Genomic DNA, 15348 nt, shown 5'->3' with positions numbered 1-15348 from the left:
CTACCTGGCGTTTTACAATCCGCGGTGGGCGGCACGAAGCGCGGCGACGGCGGCGTCGTCTCCCGAGAACGTGACCCGCGCCGGTTCTCGTCCGGCGGCGAACATCAGGAGCTCTCCGGGTTCTCCGGTGACCGTCACTTCAGGTCCGGAGCCGACCGTGGCCAGTGTCTTGCCGTCTGGCGTCCTCAATGCGACCCGGGCGGGGGACTTACCCATGGCCATCCGGGCCATGTTCGACACCTGCTTCGTCAGCGAGGTCACTGTCTCCTGATCGAGAACCCTTGGCTCCCAATCGGGTTGAGCCCGGCGCACATCCTCGTTGTGGATGAACATCTCGGCCACGTTGACCAGCGGGTCCAACAGCTTGAACGGGGAGTACAGCGGAGGGCCTGCGGCGATCTGGTCTACCAATGCGGCCCACTCGGTGCCCTCGGTCAGCTTCCGCTGCACGCGCTCGGTGTAGCCCGCGAGCTGGGGCACCACGATTCCGGGAGCCGCGTCGAGGCGACGCTCGCGGACCACCAGGTGGGCCGCCAAGTCACGCGCGGTCCACCCCTCGCAGAGTGTGGGCGCATCCGGGCCTGCGGCTCGCAGGCTCTCCACCAGTGCGGCACGTTCGCGTCGAGCAACACTCATGCGCCCAACCCTAGAAGGTCCGCACCCCTTCCACAGCGATAACCATCCCGTGGCCGCTGCTGTCATTGCTGATCCGGGTGCCCTCGCTGCTCGCGTCGATCGTCCAGCCCAGCGCGCTGTACTTGCGGTAGTCCAGGGTCACCGCCGGAATATCGCCGAGATTGCCCAGTACCCAGTTGATATTGCCGCCCGGGGTGAGCCTGACCCCGTTGGCTGCCGACCCATCGATCACCGGGGCGTTGGTGAAATCCGACTCGCAGCCGACCTCTTGTGTGGAGAGTTGGCAACGGGTTTTCCCGGATTTGGTCTGGACGAAGACATATCCGTTCTGCGGCTGCAATGGGGTTGCCCCCGACGGAAGCGCCGTCGACGGGCCACTCGGCGGCACCCCGGCCTTGCTGCTCGACGGGGGAACCGGAATCACCCGGGTGGGGCGCGCAGTGGGGAAATCGGGTTCGGTCAACGATTGCGAGCCGGTGCGCGGCGTGCCCTCGATACTCGACTGACAGCCGCTGAGCAGGACGCCTGCCGCCAGCAGGGCGCCGGTGAATCGCCAGGCCTTCATCGCGACAAGGCTACGCATCCGACGTGGTCAGAGCCGGTTATGACCCGCCGAGCCGCGCAGTCGAGACAGTCTCGGGATATTCCCAGCGTTCGGGACGGCGCTACTGCGTCGACGGGTCGTCACCCAGACGTGATGTCACGCACCATCAGTTCGGGGCGGACGCCGGCAATTCGGGTGTAGTCCCGATCGTGATGGAGGACCCCGGCGCTGTGCGCCAACGCGGTTTCGGCGATGAACAGGTCCGGAATGGCGGTGCGATGCCACATCCCGTGGTGGTGAGCGAGGTCGCGTTGTAACCGGCGCACACGGTCGAAGATGTCGGGCGGCGCCGGTAACACGGCGAAAGCTCCGCGCACGGAGGTCCGTTGGCGCTCATAGTCGGCGGCCGACCGTGCCGAGTAGAGCCACTCCAACTCACCGATTTCGCACAGCGCCAGATCGGCGAGGTCGATCTCCGCAGGAGGTGTGACGCCGTTCAGCAGGCGAATATGAGCACTCTTGTCCAGTACCCACAGCGTCATCGCCAGGCCTCGTCGGACTCAAGCAGATCCATGTCGATGGCATCACGTGCGGTGTCGAAGTGTGCGGACACCCGTGCTCGCCTGGCGTCGCGTTCTCGATCGGCCGCTTCGATCAGGGTCCGTAACCCCTCCTCGACGGTCGATCGCACCGTGGTGCCGGTGATGCGCTGTGCGGCCTTGACCAAGTCCTCATCGAGCTCGATGGTCGTCCTCTTCACGGGCATACATACATATTATTTCCCTCGATGTACATATTCGAGCTGCCGAGGAATATTCGTCGGCTCAGCGGGAACAAACCCCCGGAAGCCTGCGTTGACCACATCGACAGCAAGTTGAGTGACAGTGACTCAAGTCTGGGTTGACAATCTGGGCTTCCCAGGAGCAGGCTTGAGCGCAGTCCGCTCAGACCCCTATATGTCTATCAGGAGGCAACACCATGGCTCGTGCGGTCGGTATCGACCTCGGGACCACCAACTCATGCGTGGCGGTCCTGGAAGGCGGCGACCCCGTCGTCGTCGCGAACTCTGAGGGCTCCCGGACCACCCCGTCCGTCGTCGCATTCGCGCGCAACGGCGAGGTGCTGGTCGGCCAGCCCGCCAAGAACCAGGCGGTGACCAACGTCGACCGGACCATCCGTTCGGTCAAGCGTCACATGGGCAGCGACTGGACCGTCGAGATCGACGGCAAGAACTACACGGCGCAGGAGATCAGCGCCCGTGTGCTGCAGAAACTCAAGCGCGACGCGGAGGCCTACCTCGGTGAGGACATCACCGACGCGGTCATCACCGTGCCCGCCTACTTCAACGACGCCCAGCGTCAGGCCACGAAGGAAGCCGGCCAGATCGCCGGCATGAACGTGCTGCGCATCGTCAACGAGCCCACCGCGGCCGCCCTGGCCTACGGTCTCGACAAGGGCAGCAAGGAACAGACCATCCTGGTCTTCGACCTCGGTGGCGGCACGTTCGACGTCTCGCTGCTCGAGATCGGCGACGGCGTCGTCGAGGTGCGTGCCACCTCCGGTGACAACCACCTCGGTGGTGACGACTGGGACGACCGGATCGTCGAATGGCTGGTCGACAAGTTCAAGTCCACCAGCGGCATCGACCTGACCAAGGACAAGATGGCCATGCAGCGGCTGCGTGAAGCCGCCGAGAAGGCCAAGATCGAACTGAGCTCCTCGCAGAGCACCTCGATCAACCTGCCCTACATCACCGTCGACGCCGACAAGAACCCGTTGTTCCTCGACGAGCAGCTGACCCGTGCCGAGTTCCAGAGGATCACCCAGGATCTGCTGGACCGCACCCGTCAGCCGTTCCAGTCGGTGATCAAGGACGCCGGCATCTCGGTTTCCGAGATCGACCACGTGGTGCTCGTCGGTGGCTCGACCCGTATGCCCGCCGTCACCGACCTGGTCAAGGAACTGACCGGTGGCAAGGAGCCCAACAAGGGCGTCAACCCCGACGAGGTCGTCGCCGTGGGCGCCGCGCTGCAGGCCGGTGTGCTCAAGGGCGAGGTGAAAGACGTTCTGCTGCTTGACGTCACCCCGCTGTCCCTCGGTATCGAAACCAAGGGTGGCGTGATGACCAAGCTGATCGAGCGCAACACCACCATCCCGACCAAGCGGTCGGAGACCTTCACCACCGCCGACGACAACCAGCCGTCGGTGCAGATCCAGGTCTTCCAGGGTGAGCGTGAAATCGCTTCGCACAACAAGCTGCTCGGCTCCTTCGAGCTGACCGGTATCCCGCCGGCCCCGCGCGGCGTGCCGCAGATCGAGGTCACCTTCGACATCGACGCCAACGGCATCGTGCACGTCACCGCCAAGGACAAGGGCACCGGCAAGGAAAACACGATCAAGATCCAGGAAGGCTCCGGCCTGTCCAAGGAAGAGATCGACCGGATGATCAAGGACGCCGAGGCACACGCCGAGGAGGACAAGAAGCGTCGCGAAGAGGCCGACGTCCGCAACCAGGCCGAGTCGCTGGTCTACCAGACGGAGAAGTTCGTCAAGGAACAGCGTGAGGCCGAGGGTGGCTCGAAGGTCCCCGAAGAGACGCTGTCCAAGGTCGACGGCGCGATCGCCGAGGCCAAGTCGGCGCTGGAAGGCACCGACATCTCCGCGATCAAGGACGCCATGGAGAAGCTCGGTGTCGAGTCCCAGGGTCTGGGTCAGGCGATCTACGAGGCCACGCAGGCCGAGCAGGCCGCCGGTGGATCCGACGCCGGGGCAGCTGCTGATGACAACGTGGTGGACGCCGAAGTCGTCGACGATGACCGGGAGAACAAGTGACGCAACCTCAAAACGGCGGCGACGATCCGCAGGAGCCGGTGACCATCACCGACAAACGGCGCATCGATCCCGATACCGGTGAGGTACGCGACCAGGCGCCGGCCCCCAGCGGGCCGGCGTCGGCCGCATCGCCTACCGGAGAGTCGGCGAGCGACAGCGACGAGGTGGCCGAACTCAAGTCGACCCTGCAGCGCGTCAAGGCCGAATACGACAACTACCGCAAGCGGGCACTGCGCGACCAGCAGGTCACCGCAGACCGGGCGAAGGCCGGCGTCATCACCCAACTCCTGGGCATCCTCGACGACCTCGACCGGGCCCGCGCCCACGGCGACCTGGAATCCGGTCCGCTCAAGTCGGTTGCCGACAAGCTCGTCAGTGTCCTTGAAGGACAAGGGCTTTCCGCGTTCGGTGAAGAGGGCGACGAATTCGACCCGTCGTTGCACGAGGCCGTGCAGCACGAGGGTGAAGGCACTCATCCCGTGGTCGGGACCGTGATGCGCCGGGGTTACCGCATCGGCGAGCAGGTGGTCCGCCACGCCATGGTGGGCGTGGTCGACACCGTCGCCGATGCCGACGGCGGTGCGGATAACGCTGACGCCGCCGGTGATCAGGCCGCAGAATCAGACAACTAGATACAACGACTAGAGAGAAGAGGTAAGGAGGTGGCGCATGGCCCAACGCGAGTGGGTCGAGAAGGACTTCTACAAAGAACTTGGCGTCTCCTCTGACGCCAGCGCCGACGAGATCAAGAAGGCCTACCGGAAGCTGGCCTCTGAACTGCATCCCGACCGCAATCCCGATGCGGGAGCGGCCGAGCGGTTCAAGGCGGTTTCCGAGGCGAACAGCGTCCTGTCGGACCCCGCGAAGCGCAAGGAGTATGACGAGACCCGCCGGTTGTTCGCCGGTGGCGGGCGCCGGTTCAACCCGGGTGGGAACTTCGGTGGCGGGTTCGGTTCCGACGGAGCCGAATTCAACCTGGGAGACCTGTTCGACGCGGCCGGCCAGAGCGGCGGCGCCAACATCGGTGACCTCTTCGGCGGGCTGTTCGGCCGTGGCGCCCAACCACGGCCGAGCCGGCCCCGCCGAGGCAACGACCTGGAAACCGAGACCGAGCTGTCGTTCCTGGAAGCCACCAAGGGCGTGGCCATGCCACTGCGGCTGACCAGCCCGGCGCCCTGCACCAACTGCCACGGCAGTGGTGCGCGGCCGGGCACCAGCCCCAAAGTGTGCCCGAACTGCAACGGCTCCGGTGTGGTCAACCGCAACCAGGGTGCATTCGGGTTCTCCGAGCCCTGTACCGAATGCCGGGGCAGCGGCTCGATCATCGAGCACCCCTGCGAGGAGTGCAAGGGCACCGGCGTCACCACCCGGACCCGCACCATCAACGTGCGGATCCCTCCCGGTGTGGAGGACGGCCAGCGCATTCGGCTGGCCGGCCAGGGCGAGGCCGGGTTACGGGGCGCCCCCTCGGGCGACCTCTACGTCACCGTGCATGTGCGCCCGGACAAGGTGTTCGGACGTGACGGCGACGACCTGACGGTCAGCGTCCCGGTCAGCTTCCACGAATTGGCGCTGGGTACAACGCTTTCCGTTCCCACGCTGGATGGCAAGGTCGGCGTGCGGGTGCCCAAGGGCACCTCCGACGGCCGCATCCTGCGGGTGCGCGGGCGCGGTGTGCCGAAACGCTCCGGGGGACACGGTGACCTGCTGGTCACGGTGAAGGTCGCCGTGCCGCCGAACCTGGAAGGTGAAGCGGCCGAGGCGTTGGAGGCCTACGCGAAAGCCGAACGGGACAGCGGGTTCGATCCGCGGGCTGGTTGGGCGGGCAATTTATGAGCCAGCGTAAGGAGGAAGCCCGTACGTTCCTGATCTCGGTGGCCGCCGAGCTGGCCGGTATGCACGCGCAAACCCTGCGCACCTATGACCGGCTCGGCCTCGTCAGCCCGCAACGCAGTTCCGGAGGTGGGCGACGTTACTCAGAACGCGACGTCGATCTGCTCCGCGAGGTGCAGCGGCTGTCGCAGGACGAGGGCGTCAACCTGGCCGGTATCAAACGCATCATCGAACTCACTAATCAGGTGGATGCGTTGCGCACCAGGGTGTCTGAGTTGACCCAGCAGGTCGAGCGGCTCACCACCGATCAGCGCCGCGATGTTTCGGCGGCGTCGAAAGCGGTGGTCCTGTGGCAGCCCCGACGGGGCGCACGTTAGCCGACTCTGATCGAAAAGATGGCCGTCTCCGGTTTTCCGGGGGCGGCCATCCGGTAATTGCCTTGGCGCAGTGCGTCGGTGGGTGCCGTCATCGGCTCGATCCCCGCCACGGCATCGTTGCCCGGTGCGAACAGCTGGGCTGCGGTGTAGCCCTTGTCGAAGGTGACCTCGATCCGATGCTGACCGCCCGAGAGTGCGAACACCGCGCCCGCGTCGACCTCATCGAATCCGTCGTCGAGTTCGGTGTCGCCCAATTGTGTTGTCCCACCTGGCCACTCCCGGAATTCACCGGTGGGAAGCCCACGGTCGTCCACCAGTCGGTGCCGCATGGCGGGGGAGTGCAGGTCCCAATCTTTCCGGGGCACACCGGGAATCGTCAGATACGGGTGGTAGCCGTAACAGAGCGGCACCGGTTGCGTCCCGGTGGCCGTTACCGTCGTCGACACCGTGAGGATCCGGTCGGCCAATGACGCCGTCATCGTCAAACGATGCGGGAAGGGGAACGTCGCCAGTAGTGTCGGCTCAGCAGCCCAGTCCAGGGACGCCACCAGTGAGTTCTCGGACCGTTCGATCACCTGCCAGTCCGGATAGGCTGCGAGCACACCGTGGATGGGTGCGCCGTGCGGATCAGCACGCACCCCGTCAGCCCCCGGAGTGAGCTGAACCTCAGTGTCTCCGACGCGATATTCGTTGCCGCTCAATCGGTTTGCCCACGGATAGAGGATCGGGATGCCCATGGTCTTGCCGTCAGAGACGTAGGCCTGAAGGCCGCGCCGCTGGCCCAGGTACTCGATATCGCCGTCGGCCAGCGAGCTGCACACCATCCCGGCGCCCGGAACGTAGGTGGCCGTCAGCGATGACGAGGGATCCTGCAGGATGACTGGGTGAAGGTCGGCCATGGCGCCAGTCTGGCACGCGTCAGCGGGTCAGCGGGTCGTGCTGGATGCGGTCGGCGGGCGCACCCCGCTCGATCAGGGCGGATTTGGTGGCGGTGACCATCTCGGGACCACCGCAGATGAGAATTTGGCGGTCACCCCAGTTGCCGTATCTGGTCACCACCTCCGCCAAGGTTCCGGTTTGGCGCACGTGCAGGCCGCGCGGGGGCTGCACGTCGGGATATTGCCCAGCCCATGGCGGATCGGTGCTGTACTCCGACACCGGCGTCACCGACAACCAGGGGTTGGTCGAGGCGATGTGCCACAGGGTTTTCAGGTCGTACAGATCGCACGGGTAGCGGCCACCGAAGAACAGGTGAACGCGCGGGTTCTCACCGTGCAGCGTCATGTCCATGATGATGTTGCGCAGCGGGGCCAGGCCTGTGCTGCCGGCCACCATCAGCACGTCTTCGCCGTCACGGTCCACGTGTAGCCCGCCATGTGGGCTGGACAGCCGCCAGCGGTCCCCGATCCGGGTTTCGGCGACGATGGCCGTGCTCACCATGCCGCCGGTGACCGAGCGCACGTGGAACTCGATGGCCCCCGAGCGGTCCGAGGGGATGGCGGGGCTCAGATAGCGCCACCGCCGTGGCCATTGCGGCACCTGGACGGTGACGTACTGGCCGGGGTGATAGAACAGCGCCTGGTCGAGCTGGAGCCGGATCACCGAGACATCGCGGGTCACCCGGTGATGTTCGATGACGGTGCCGTCGCAGTAGGCGGGGGAATCCTCGGCGTCGGCAGCTCCCCGCATCACCCCGATGAACAGGGCCACCGCGTCGTGGGCGGCTTCGGCGAGCCGGTCGTCCCACTCGGTCTCCAGGTGATCGCGCAGTGCGTTGTACAGCGCATCCTGCATCGAGTCGTAATGGCTCTGCATCACGCCGTATTTGCGGTGGTCTCTGCCGAGCTGTGCCAGGAACGCCACCGGCTCTTCGGCACGCTGGGCGATCAGCTCGCCGAACAGCCAGGTCAGAGCGCGGCCGAAGACCTCGCGCTGGCTGGTCATGTCGGGAGGGAACAGGTCCCGGGCCGAGAGGTCGGTGGCAAACCACCGGGTATAGAAGTCGAGGATCAGGGTGTGCGAGCCGTGCGCAGGGTCGACGGCGCGCTGCAGTGTCTCCAGTGCTTCACGGTCATCGAGTCCCACGGAGCTGCATCATAGGCGCGGTTCGCGTGGGCCGCCGCAAACCCACGATGACCACCAACGTCCGCCCGGCCATCGCCCAGCAACCGAGCACGAAGAGGGCGGTGTCGGCGCCGGAGCCGCCGGAGTATGCGGTGGACCGCAACAGGGTGGCGCGTGGCGGGCCCCAGGCGGCAGGCAGCGTGCGTACCACCTGCCGATGCAGATGAGTTGGGGCGGCCTGAGGCGTAGGTGCTACTTGCCGAATGTGGCGCTTGCGGCCACCTTTGCGTACTTCCCCATCGCCTGGCCGATCTCCACTGCGTTCGCCATCGAGTTGGCGTTCATCATGGAAGTCTGGCCGGCAGCGAGAGGCACGGAGCCGGCGACAGCTCCGACCTCAATCGCGATCGCGTAGGGGGCCGTGGCTGGAAACGCCTTCGCCGCCATTGCAGGCAGGATGGCGTATCCGAGTACCGTTGCGCAGGTCCCGAGAAAACTACGTGTCTGGTCGATCTGGCCAGCTTGTTTGCTGATGACAGCTTCCATCTCTTTATCGGCTTCAGCGATCATGCGTGCACGTTCCTGTTGCTTCGCATCTTGTCCGGTGTAGGCCTGCGAAGCGCCTCCTTGCCATCCGGAGGTCGGCTTCGCCGATTCCAGTGTCTGGTCGACGTCGCCCAATTGTGCTGCGCCCTGCCCGAACCTGTCGCCACTGTCTGGAGTGCCGATACCACAGGTCATGGTCATTCCCTGGATGGCCAATAGGCCAGCTGAAATGATGGGGGTGGCATAGGACTTGTTGAGAAACATCTGCACGATGCCGATCGCGTCTGATCCCAACCCGAGCTTGTCCCCGGCATCATCGTGAGACTTTGTGGACCACAGAGTGTTGGCATTTCCGAGGTCGGTTACCTTCTCGCTGTTGCCGAGGACATCGCTTGCCCTTTGCGCGGCATCCCAAAAGCTCATTCTGGTCTGGTCCTTCCTTCGCTGGGACCAGCCTAACAGCACGCCAACATGTTGCTATGCAGCAATTTTGGGCGTTCAACACGCGGTTTGACGTTCTCTGAGACAACACCGAACGGGCTGCGGGCTGGTGTCTAGAGTGACGGCACACTCATCGGGCCCACCGCGAGAACGGCGCTAGCGAATCGAGATGGTCGTACAGAAAGTGTGCAAATGCGGTGGCCAACAGCAGCGTAGGTGTTGGTGGGGCCGTGGGACGCGCACAGTCGAGCCGGTAATCGAAGGTCGCGTACATGACCATGCGTTCAAGCTTGGATTGGTTCCGTTGACTACGTACCCGTCCGATCTCTGCACTGGTGTCGCAAATCGGTTCGTCGAGTTCCAACTTGGTGAACTTCGGGATATAGGAACGTATTTCGGTAGTGCCCAGCGATTGGTCCTGATACTCGAGCTCGAAAGAAATTTTGGGGGTTCGGAAGAATTGCCAGTACGAGCTGGTCTGGCGAAGGCAGCCGAGTTCTAGGCCGGAGGGGTCGTGAACCAGAAGACGATGTTTGCCGCGGCCTCGGAATCCGACGGATCGCGTGAACTGCAGCAGTTGGGTGCCATCCGGCCGAACGACCTCGAATACGAGTTCGCTTATTGCCTCAGCTCCCCGGGGGAGTGCTTCCCGTGGTTGGATCAAAGCGAGTAGTTGCCCACCTAGGTTCGTAATGCGGCAACGAATGTCGCTGCTGACGCTGCCGTGGATTGGTTGCAGGAACAGCGTTGGCTCCCCGAAGGGGTAGCCGCCTGACGACACGGGTGGGGTAGGGAATGATGCCGCGGTTTCCTGCTGCTTCGGTGAACCAGTTGCTATGTGGGCTGTCCATTGCCGACCGTCAAAGTATCGAATTTGCTGCATGTTCCACGGATCGGTAAACCAGCCCGCTTGCGGGGGCGGCGGCACGGATTCGTTGATGATGGTTCCTCGGTCAGTCTTGCCGCTCAGAGTGCCGCGCGATGAGCGCGAGGTCAGCCTCGTGGGCCTGTTCCGGGGTGGCGAACGGCATGTTGGTCTCCACGAAATCCCGCGCGTCGCGGAGATTCATGCCTTGCTCGACGAACATGTTCACTACCCCGACGTGCACGACCGCAGAAGCCTTCTTCGCCGCCACGCCTGCCACGAACCGGATCTCTTCAGCCAATTGGGATTCGGTCAGGGCGGTCACCTTTGGATCCAGATCGACCTGTGCGACCGACCCGCCGAGGTAGGCCGTCACGGCAACGGTGCCAGGAGGGTTGATCGCCTGGACCATGGGCCCCTGATCTTCGTCCGCCGTAGCCGCGTCGGCATCGACCGCGCCGAAACCGTCGTCCTCATCTTCGTCGACTTCTACGTTGGTGAAGTCGTCGACACCATCGAGGCTCGTCCCGTGGTCGATTCCACCGACGGAGTAGTCGGGCAGGGCGTCAAGTCCTGACCCGTCGTCGGGTTGGACTGGTGTGTCGAAGTCAAGCGCGTCCAAACCTGTGTCTTCAGAGTGGAAGAACTCATCGTCCGGATCGTGTGTGGTCACGTGTCTGAAGTCCCGATTCTGATCGAAGGCCCGCGCGAGCCGAGACAACTGGCTTTGATTCGCACGTTACCGCTGACGAAGTTGGGGCTGGTAGTGGGCTCAGCGCGGATGCATCTCTTTACTGAGTTTGCCCGCCCCTTGCGCGTCGGACTGGTCGTAACGTGACGCCGCGATCCCAAGCCGGCTCGACAGGCTGGTCGAGACCGAGTTCATGCCGGCGCATGCAGCAGCGCGTGCGCTTTCTGCCGCTGCGACGGCCGCGTTGGCGGCTGAGCAGACGACGCCGTGATTAACCATCATTGACGAGCTGACACCATGTGCCGCCGTGGCCGCCGCGAGGAGCTGTTCCGCGGCGGTGGCCTGCGTCTGCGCAAGTTCGAGCACGTGTGAGGTAATCACGCGCAGTTCGCCGGACATGTGGATCTCCTCGTGTATCAGCTGCGAGTGTTGGCAGCCCCGTTCTGATGAAGGCTCTATCTGTGGGTGAGCTTAACTGCCCACTAGGGGACCTCTGTGCACCAATCTTGTTGCTGCGGATTTCATCGGGCGATTTGGTGAGGCGCCCAATGGGCAGTTGTCCGAGACGGTTTCCGCCAAACGCGTTGGCCCGCTCGGTCAAGATCGGTCTCGGGTGAGCAGACCCGCGTTTAGGCTGTCGCCGTGCGAGGGGACATATTGGCAGCGGAGTTTGTCGCGCGGGGGCGTCTGCCGAGTACCAAAGAGGAGTGGCTCGGACTGTTGGCGGCCATCGGCGTGATGATCGCAACCTATGTGCTGGTCCAGGTTGGGCCGGCCGCAGCGTAGCCAAGGAGTTGGATGCGCTGGAAGCACGATTTGTAGCGGAATCAGCCCAGTTCAAATCCCGTTGGCCCGCGCAACTGCTATGGCAGGCGCCGTATTTGGAGCTCGAAGCGGAGGCGGAGCGTTCTTGGCGAGTGGTCTTCGCCCTGGAAAGTCGGCGTGATCTCGCGCACCGAGGTCGAGGCGGTGACTTTGATGCTCAAATCGCTGCCGTTCGCAGCTGGATCACCACAATCGTCAACGCGATGAATAGCTCGGCTTCACGTGGACGGTAAGCCGATGTATGACCATGTGCTTGCTGCGGGTTCTCACGAGCCAAAGAGCTTCCTCACCTACTTGACGGTTGGTCTGGTGTTGTCTGCTCTCTTCGCTGCCGGAGCGATTGGGTTGTCGATGGTGCCGTCATCCGCGGGCGAACGGTTGGACGCTGAGCGCGCTTGGCTGTACACCCACTCTGAAGCGTTCTGGGCTCGATGGCCGAACAATCGTGTGTTCGACGCGCCCTATGAGGAATTGGCTGCGGAGAGCGCCAGGTGTGAGCGGGTCATCGAGATATGTCAGGGGCAACGCGGTACGACTGTGCGGCCAGCGTACGGGGCGGCCCGAGAATCTTACGACCAATCCAACAGCCAGATTGCGACGTACCAGCACATGCTCAGCACCGTGCACAATGCGATGAATATGCGATCGCGCAAGGTAGAGGTCCCCGGCCGCCGCGGCCCTTCGGTGCGCGAGTTCCGATACCTTCAAATTGAATCTCACATGAACATCAGGGCACCGCACTGTTGGTCATGTGGCCGGTATTACCCAAGCCACCACCTCTGTCTCGAAGGCCGCAATTGATACGGGATCCGGGTCGTCCAGTGTCAGCGACAGAGTCGCTGACACGCGGGCACTGGGCAGATGATGCTCGTGGGGCCAGGGGTGCCTGAGTGCCAAAAACGGCGAGCGACAATGGTTCTCGTGGGGCGACCGTTGCCTGTGTGGCGATTGTCGCTCGATTGTCGCTAATAAGTGGGCACATCGGATACCCGTCTGGAAACAAGCGATGGATGTGACCAGAGGAGCGCCTAAAACTATGCCTCAGCCACCCTCGAACTGATTCTGCCCCAACGTATTCACAAAAGAAGGCCCGCGCCGGTCGAGTTCACGCAGGTACTCGTCAGCCCACGTGCCAAATGGCTTGTGCGCCAGGTATTCATTGCGGAACCGGTCGTCTTCGGACACTTCGGAAACGCAGAATGATGGAATGGCGAGATCGACCACCGGGCCGCCGCGTTCGACTTCGGAGAGCAACAGCGGTGCGTTGCGGCCCAGGAACTGGTCGATGATCCAGCCGTCCTCGCCCAGCCACATCGAGTAGCGGACCTTGGCGACCACATGTTCGGATCGGCCGACGATCTGCGCTGCCACCAATGGGTCGAGTTCGCGTTCGGCTTCGTATCGGGTACCGCCGACGGCGGGGCCTTTGGCGGTCATCGTTCCCAGTGATTCCTCGCCCAATGCCTCGACGAGTTCTGCTGCCGTCGCATCCAATTCAGCCGGTGCCGGCCCTTGTACCCGCACTCGGACGGCATAGCCGTCGGCGGCGAACAGATATGCCTGCACGATCAGGGCGGGCGTCGGATCGGAGGCCGCCGCTGCGGGCAATTCGCGGACAAAGAACTTCCGCTCGAATTCGAAATCACCGAAACCGGATTCGGACATGGCCACACCGTAGCCCGATTTGCACCGAATGCGTTACCTATAGCGCGTGAATTCCCTTGTAGAGCACAAGCAGGCCGATCACCACCAGAATTCCGGCGACCAGCACGGCGTGTTGGCGTTCCATCCAGTCTTTGAGTCGGGCCAATGCCGGGTCGAGACGGTCACCGGAAATCGCGTACGCCAGGATCGGCAAAGCAACCGTCGACCCGGCCGCCGCCACGTACCACAGCCCGGCTGCCCAAACACCGGGCTGTCCCAGGCCGGCGCTGCCGATGGCCAAACCGGCAGCCGCGCAGATGAACAGCACTTTGGGGTTCACCACGGTCAACACCGCGCCGGTCAGGGCGGCCCGCGGCGTGGTCAGCTTGCTCAGGCTGGCGAGCCAGCCGGGCATGTGTTCTGACTTCGCCCGGGTGAGAAATCGGTAGACACCGAGAACGATGAGCGCAGTACCCACCACGATGCGAAACCACGACGCCCACGTCGGTGGTTCATCGAGCGCGCCGAGCAAACCGGAGACGCCGACGAAGACGGCGGTCAACCCGGCCAGACCGACCAGCCACCCGGCCAGGAATGCCAGGCCGGTGGGGCGGGGGCGCGGCGTGTGCAGCACGAGGATCGCCGGAATGATGGTCAGCGGCGACAACGCCACCACCATTGCCAGCGGGATGAGTTCGGTGACAACCGAGCTCCAGTTCTCCGTCATCGCCAAAACCTAGCAACGCCGTATCCCGGTCGCAGCCCCTTACCAGCGACCGGCGGCGACGTCTTCGACCGCGTCGGCGGCATGTCCCGGACCACCGTGCGCATGGATCTCGGCGCTGATGGCATCGAGCCGCAACCGGGTTTGTTGATCGGCCGTGATGCCGAGCACTGCGTCACGGATCTGCGCCACGCTGGGCAAGGGGTCGTACAAATGCCTGCCGACGCCGATGGACTCCAGTCTGGCTGCATTCGCCGGCTGATCGACCGCCTGCGGTATGGCCACCATCGGTACCCCGAACCACAATCCCTCCGTGCACGAGCCCATCCCGGCGTGGGTGATGAAGCAGTCGGCCCGCTGCAGCACCGCCGGTTGCGGGACGGACTCTTGCACCTGCACCCACGATGGCACCGCACCCATCTCGGCCCGGCCGACCGCCAATACGAGCCGCCAGCCTTCTCCGTCTAAGGCGTCGATCACGTTGCGGTACACGTCGGCTCGCTCGGTATAGGCGGTGCCGAAGGCCAGCAGCGCCAGGGGACCGTCGCCGGCCGGTGGGTGCCAACCGCCGCGGTCCGTACGTCGCGGGTCGATGCAGGGTCCGACGAACCGGTAACGGTCACCGACCCGGTCGGCGTGCCGTTGCATGATCCGGGGGATTAACGCCAGGCAGCGCCGGGGCGCACCGGTCACCTCGTCGAACGTCAGTCCCGTTTCCGAATCGGCGAGCCAACCGTCGAACGCCTCGCGATAAGCCCGTCCGCCTGGGCTGTTGAAGATCGGCACCAAGATCTCGGCCATGTCCTCGTGGTAGCCGTCCCAGGCCACCTCGCTGGGCGACAACTGGGCGGCGGGCACGCCCCAGTAGGCAGCGGCGACGGGCCCGGCCATCCCGCCGATGTCGTACAGCACCACGTCGGGGCGGTCAGCGTCGAGGGCATTGTGAACCTGTGGCAAAACGTGAATCGCCTCGTCGAGGAAGATTCGCATGCCCGCGGCCGGGTCGGTCTCGTCGAACGCTTCCGGAGCACCGGGGGCGCCCGGCAGTACCGAGGTGCATCCGATCACGTCGGCTCCGGTCGGCCGGACCAGATCGGCCAGATGAGCACCGACGAGGTAGCTGACCCGATGGCCGCGGCGCACCAGTTCGTGGATAACCGCGAGATGTGGGTACATGTGGCTGGGAGCGGATGCAGCGACGACGGCAATGTGTGAGGCAGGGTGCACCTGATCGAGTCTGCCGATCAAAAATTTCTAAACTTGAGCGGAACAGACTCAACCTTGACTACGTTGTACATCGCGACAAGCATTTTCTCTATCGGAAAA

18 protein-coding genes and 1 pseudogene are annotated in these 15348 nt (G+C 64.2%); 6 read left to right on the top strand and 13 right to left on the bottom strand.

Annotated elements, in window-relative coordinates:
- Positions 1 to 12: 12 nt before the first annotated feature.
- The 4 genes from A5699_RS02115 to A5699_RS02100 all read right to left on the bottom strand — a co-directional run bounded on the left by A5699_RS02115 (position 13) and on the right by A5699_RS02100 (position 1946).
- Entirely contained in the window at positions 13 to 636 is a 624-nt protein-coding gene (locus A5699_RS02115) for a TIGR03085 family metal-binding protein (protein ID WP_067764658.1), read from the bottom strand.
- Positions 637 to 646: 10 nt separating this feature from the next.
- Positions 647 to 1201, bottom strand: coding sequence for a hypothetical protein (locus A5699_RS02110; RefSeq protein ID WP_067764655.1), 555 nt, complete (start codon positions 1199 to 1201; stop codon positions 647 to 649).
- 119 nt (positions 1202 to 1320) lie between these two features.
- On the bottom strand, positions 1321 to 1722 hold the full coding sequence (locus A5699_RS02105; RefSeq protein ID WP_067764652.1) for a PIN domain-containing protein: 402 nt from the start codon (positions 1720 to 1722) through the stop codon (positions 1321 to 1323).
- A complete protein-coding gene (locus A5699_RS02100) occupies positions 1719 to 1946 on the bottom strand; it encodes a type II toxin-antitoxin system VapB family antitoxin (RefSeq protein ID WP_142253910.1) in 228 nt (75 codons plus the stop codon). Before A5699_RS02100 ends, A5699_RS02105 begins: the two co-directional genes overlap by 4 nt.
- Before the next feature lie 212 nt (positions 1947 to 2158).
- Between A5699_RS02100 and dnaK the strand changes: the two genes are divergently transcribed.
- The 4 genes from dnaK to A5699_RS02080 are packed head-to-tail and all read left to right on the top strand — an operon-like array spanning position 2159 to position 6222.
- Positions 2159 to 4012: a molecular chaperone DnaK gene (dnaK, locus tag A5699_RS02095; RefSeq protein ID WP_067764649.1), complete on the top strand. Its 1854-nt coding sequence runs from the start codon at positions 2159 to 2161 to the stop codon at positions 4010 to 4012.
- The gene (gene grpE / locus A5699_RS02090; RefSeq protein WP_067764647.1) at positions 4009 to 4644 is read left to right on the top strand and encodes a nucleotide exchange factor GrpE; all 636 of its coding nucleotides are present in this window, start codon (positions 4009 to 4011) and stop codon (positions 4642 to 4644) included. Before dnaK ends, grpE begins: the two co-directional genes overlap by 4 nt.
- Positions 4645 to 4681: 37 nt before the next feature.
- Positions 4682 to 5848 (top strand): molecular chaperone DnaJ, encoded by a 1167-nt coding sequence (dnaJ, locus tag A5699_RS02085; RefSeq protein ID WP_067764645.1) that lies wholly within the window; start codon positions 4682 to 4684, stop codon positions 5846 to 5848.
- Complete coding sequence (locus A5699_RS02080; protein ID WP_067764643.1) at positions 5845 to 6222, top strand: heat shock protein transcriptional repressor HspR; 378 nt, start codon at positions 5845 to 5847, stop codon at positions 6220 to 6222. Before dnaJ ends, A5699_RS02080 begins: the two co-directional genes overlap by 4 nt.
- Here A5699_RS02080 and A5699_RS02075 read toward each other — a convergent pair.
- The 3 genes from A5699_RS02075 to A5699_RS02060 form a co-directional block, all read right to left on the bottom strand.
- Complete coding sequence (locus A5699_RS02075; RefSeq protein ID WP_067764641.1) at positions 6219 to 7121, bottom strand: aldose 1-epimerase; 903 nt, start codon at positions 7119 to 7121, stop codon at positions 6219 to 6221. The genes A5699_RS02080 and A5699_RS02075 overlap by 4 nt on opposite strands.
- 19 nt (positions 7122 to 7140) lie before the next feature.
- Positions 7141 to 8307 carry an FAD-binding oxidoreductase gene (locus A5699_RS02070; protein WP_067764638.1) on the bottom strand — a complete coding sequence of 389 codons (1167 nt, stop codon included), beginning with the start codon at positions 8305 to 8307 and terminating at the stop codon, positions 7141 to 7143.
- Positions 8308 to 8538: 231 nt separating this feature from the next.
- Positions 8539 to 9255 (bottom strand): EspA/EspE family type VII secretion system effector, encoded by a 717-nt coding sequence (locus tag A5699_RS02060; protein WP_142253911.1) that lies wholly within the window; start codon positions 9253 to 9255, stop codon positions 8539 to 8541.
- 532 nt (positions 9256 to 9787) lie between these two features.
- Between A5699_RS02060 and A5699_RS29780 the strand changes: the two genes are divergently transcribed.
- Positions 9788 to 9946, top strand: coding sequence for a hypothetical protein (locus A5699_RS29780; protein ID WP_231965537.1), 159 nt, complete (start codon positions 9788 to 9790; stop codon positions 9944 to 9946).
- A gap of 153 nt (positions 9947 to 10099) precedes the next feature.
- On the opposite strand, the pseudogene A5699_RS30120 reads toward A5699_RS29780, so the two are convergent.
- The 3 genes and pseudogenes from A5699_RS30120 to A5699_RS02050 all read right to left on the bottom strand — a co-directional run.
- Positions 10100 to 10201, bottom strand: a pseudogene (locus tag A5699_RS30120) (DUF2510 domain-containing protein); the annotation flags it as partial.
- A gap of 25 nt (positions 10202 to 10226) precedes the next feature.
- On the bottom strand, positions 10227 to 10811 hold the full coding sequence (locus A5699_RS29460) for a hypothetical protein (protein WP_197508169.1): 585 nt from the start codon (positions 10809 to 10811) through the stop codon (positions 10227 to 10229).
- A gap of 99 nt (positions 10812 to 10910) precedes the next feature.
- Complete coding sequence (locus A5699_RS02050) at positions 10911 to 11228, bottom strand: ESX-1 secretion-associated protein (RefSeq protein ID WP_067764627.1); 318 nt, start codon at positions 11226 to 11228, stop codon at positions 10911 to 10913.
- Between the two features lie 243 nt (positions 11229 to 11471).
- Here A5699_RS02050 and A5699_RS28905 point away from each other — a divergent pair, with 243 nt between their 5' ends.
- Positions 11472 to 11615: a hypothetical protein gene (locus tag A5699_RS28905; RefSeq protein ID WP_157561043.1), complete on the top strand. Its 144-nt coding sequence runs from the start codon at positions 11472 to 11474 to the stop codon at positions 11613 to 11615.
- Between the two features lie 1080 nt (positions 11616 to 12695).
- Here the strand turns inward: A5699_RS28905 and A5699_RS02040 are convergent.
- From A5699_RS02040 to A5699_RS02030, 3 genes are read right to left on the bottom strand one after another with little or no spacing between them, the layout of a single operon-like run.
- Positions 12696 to 13319, bottom strand: coding sequence for a hypothetical protein (locus A5699_RS02040; protein WP_067764621.1), 624 nt, complete (start codon positions 13317 to 13319; stop codon positions 12696 to 12698).
- A gap of 37 nt (positions 13320 to 13356) precedes the next feature.
- Positions 13357 to 14025: a GAP family protein gene (locus A5699_RS02035; RefSeq protein WP_067764618.1), complete on the bottom strand. Its 669-nt coding sequence runs from the start codon at positions 14023 to 14025 to the stop codon at positions 13357 to 13359.
- Positions 14026 to 14064: 39 nt separating this feature from the next.
- The gene (locus A5699_RS02030) at positions 14065 to 15249 is read right to left on the bottom strand and encodes a macrolide family glycosyltransferase (protein WP_067764615.1); all 1185 of its coding nucleotides are present in this window, start codon (positions 15247 to 15249) and stop codon (positions 14065 to 14067) included.
- Positions 15250 to 15348 lie beyond the last annotated feature (99 nt).

This window comes from Mycobacterium sp. E802, assembly GCF_001666875.1.
Taxonomy (GTDB): Bacteria; Actinomycetota; Actinomycetes; order Mycobacteriales; family Mycobacteriaceae; genus Mycobacterium.
Note: the sequence above shows the minus strand (reverse complement) of the source record. Positions and strands in the feature narration are given on the sequence as shown.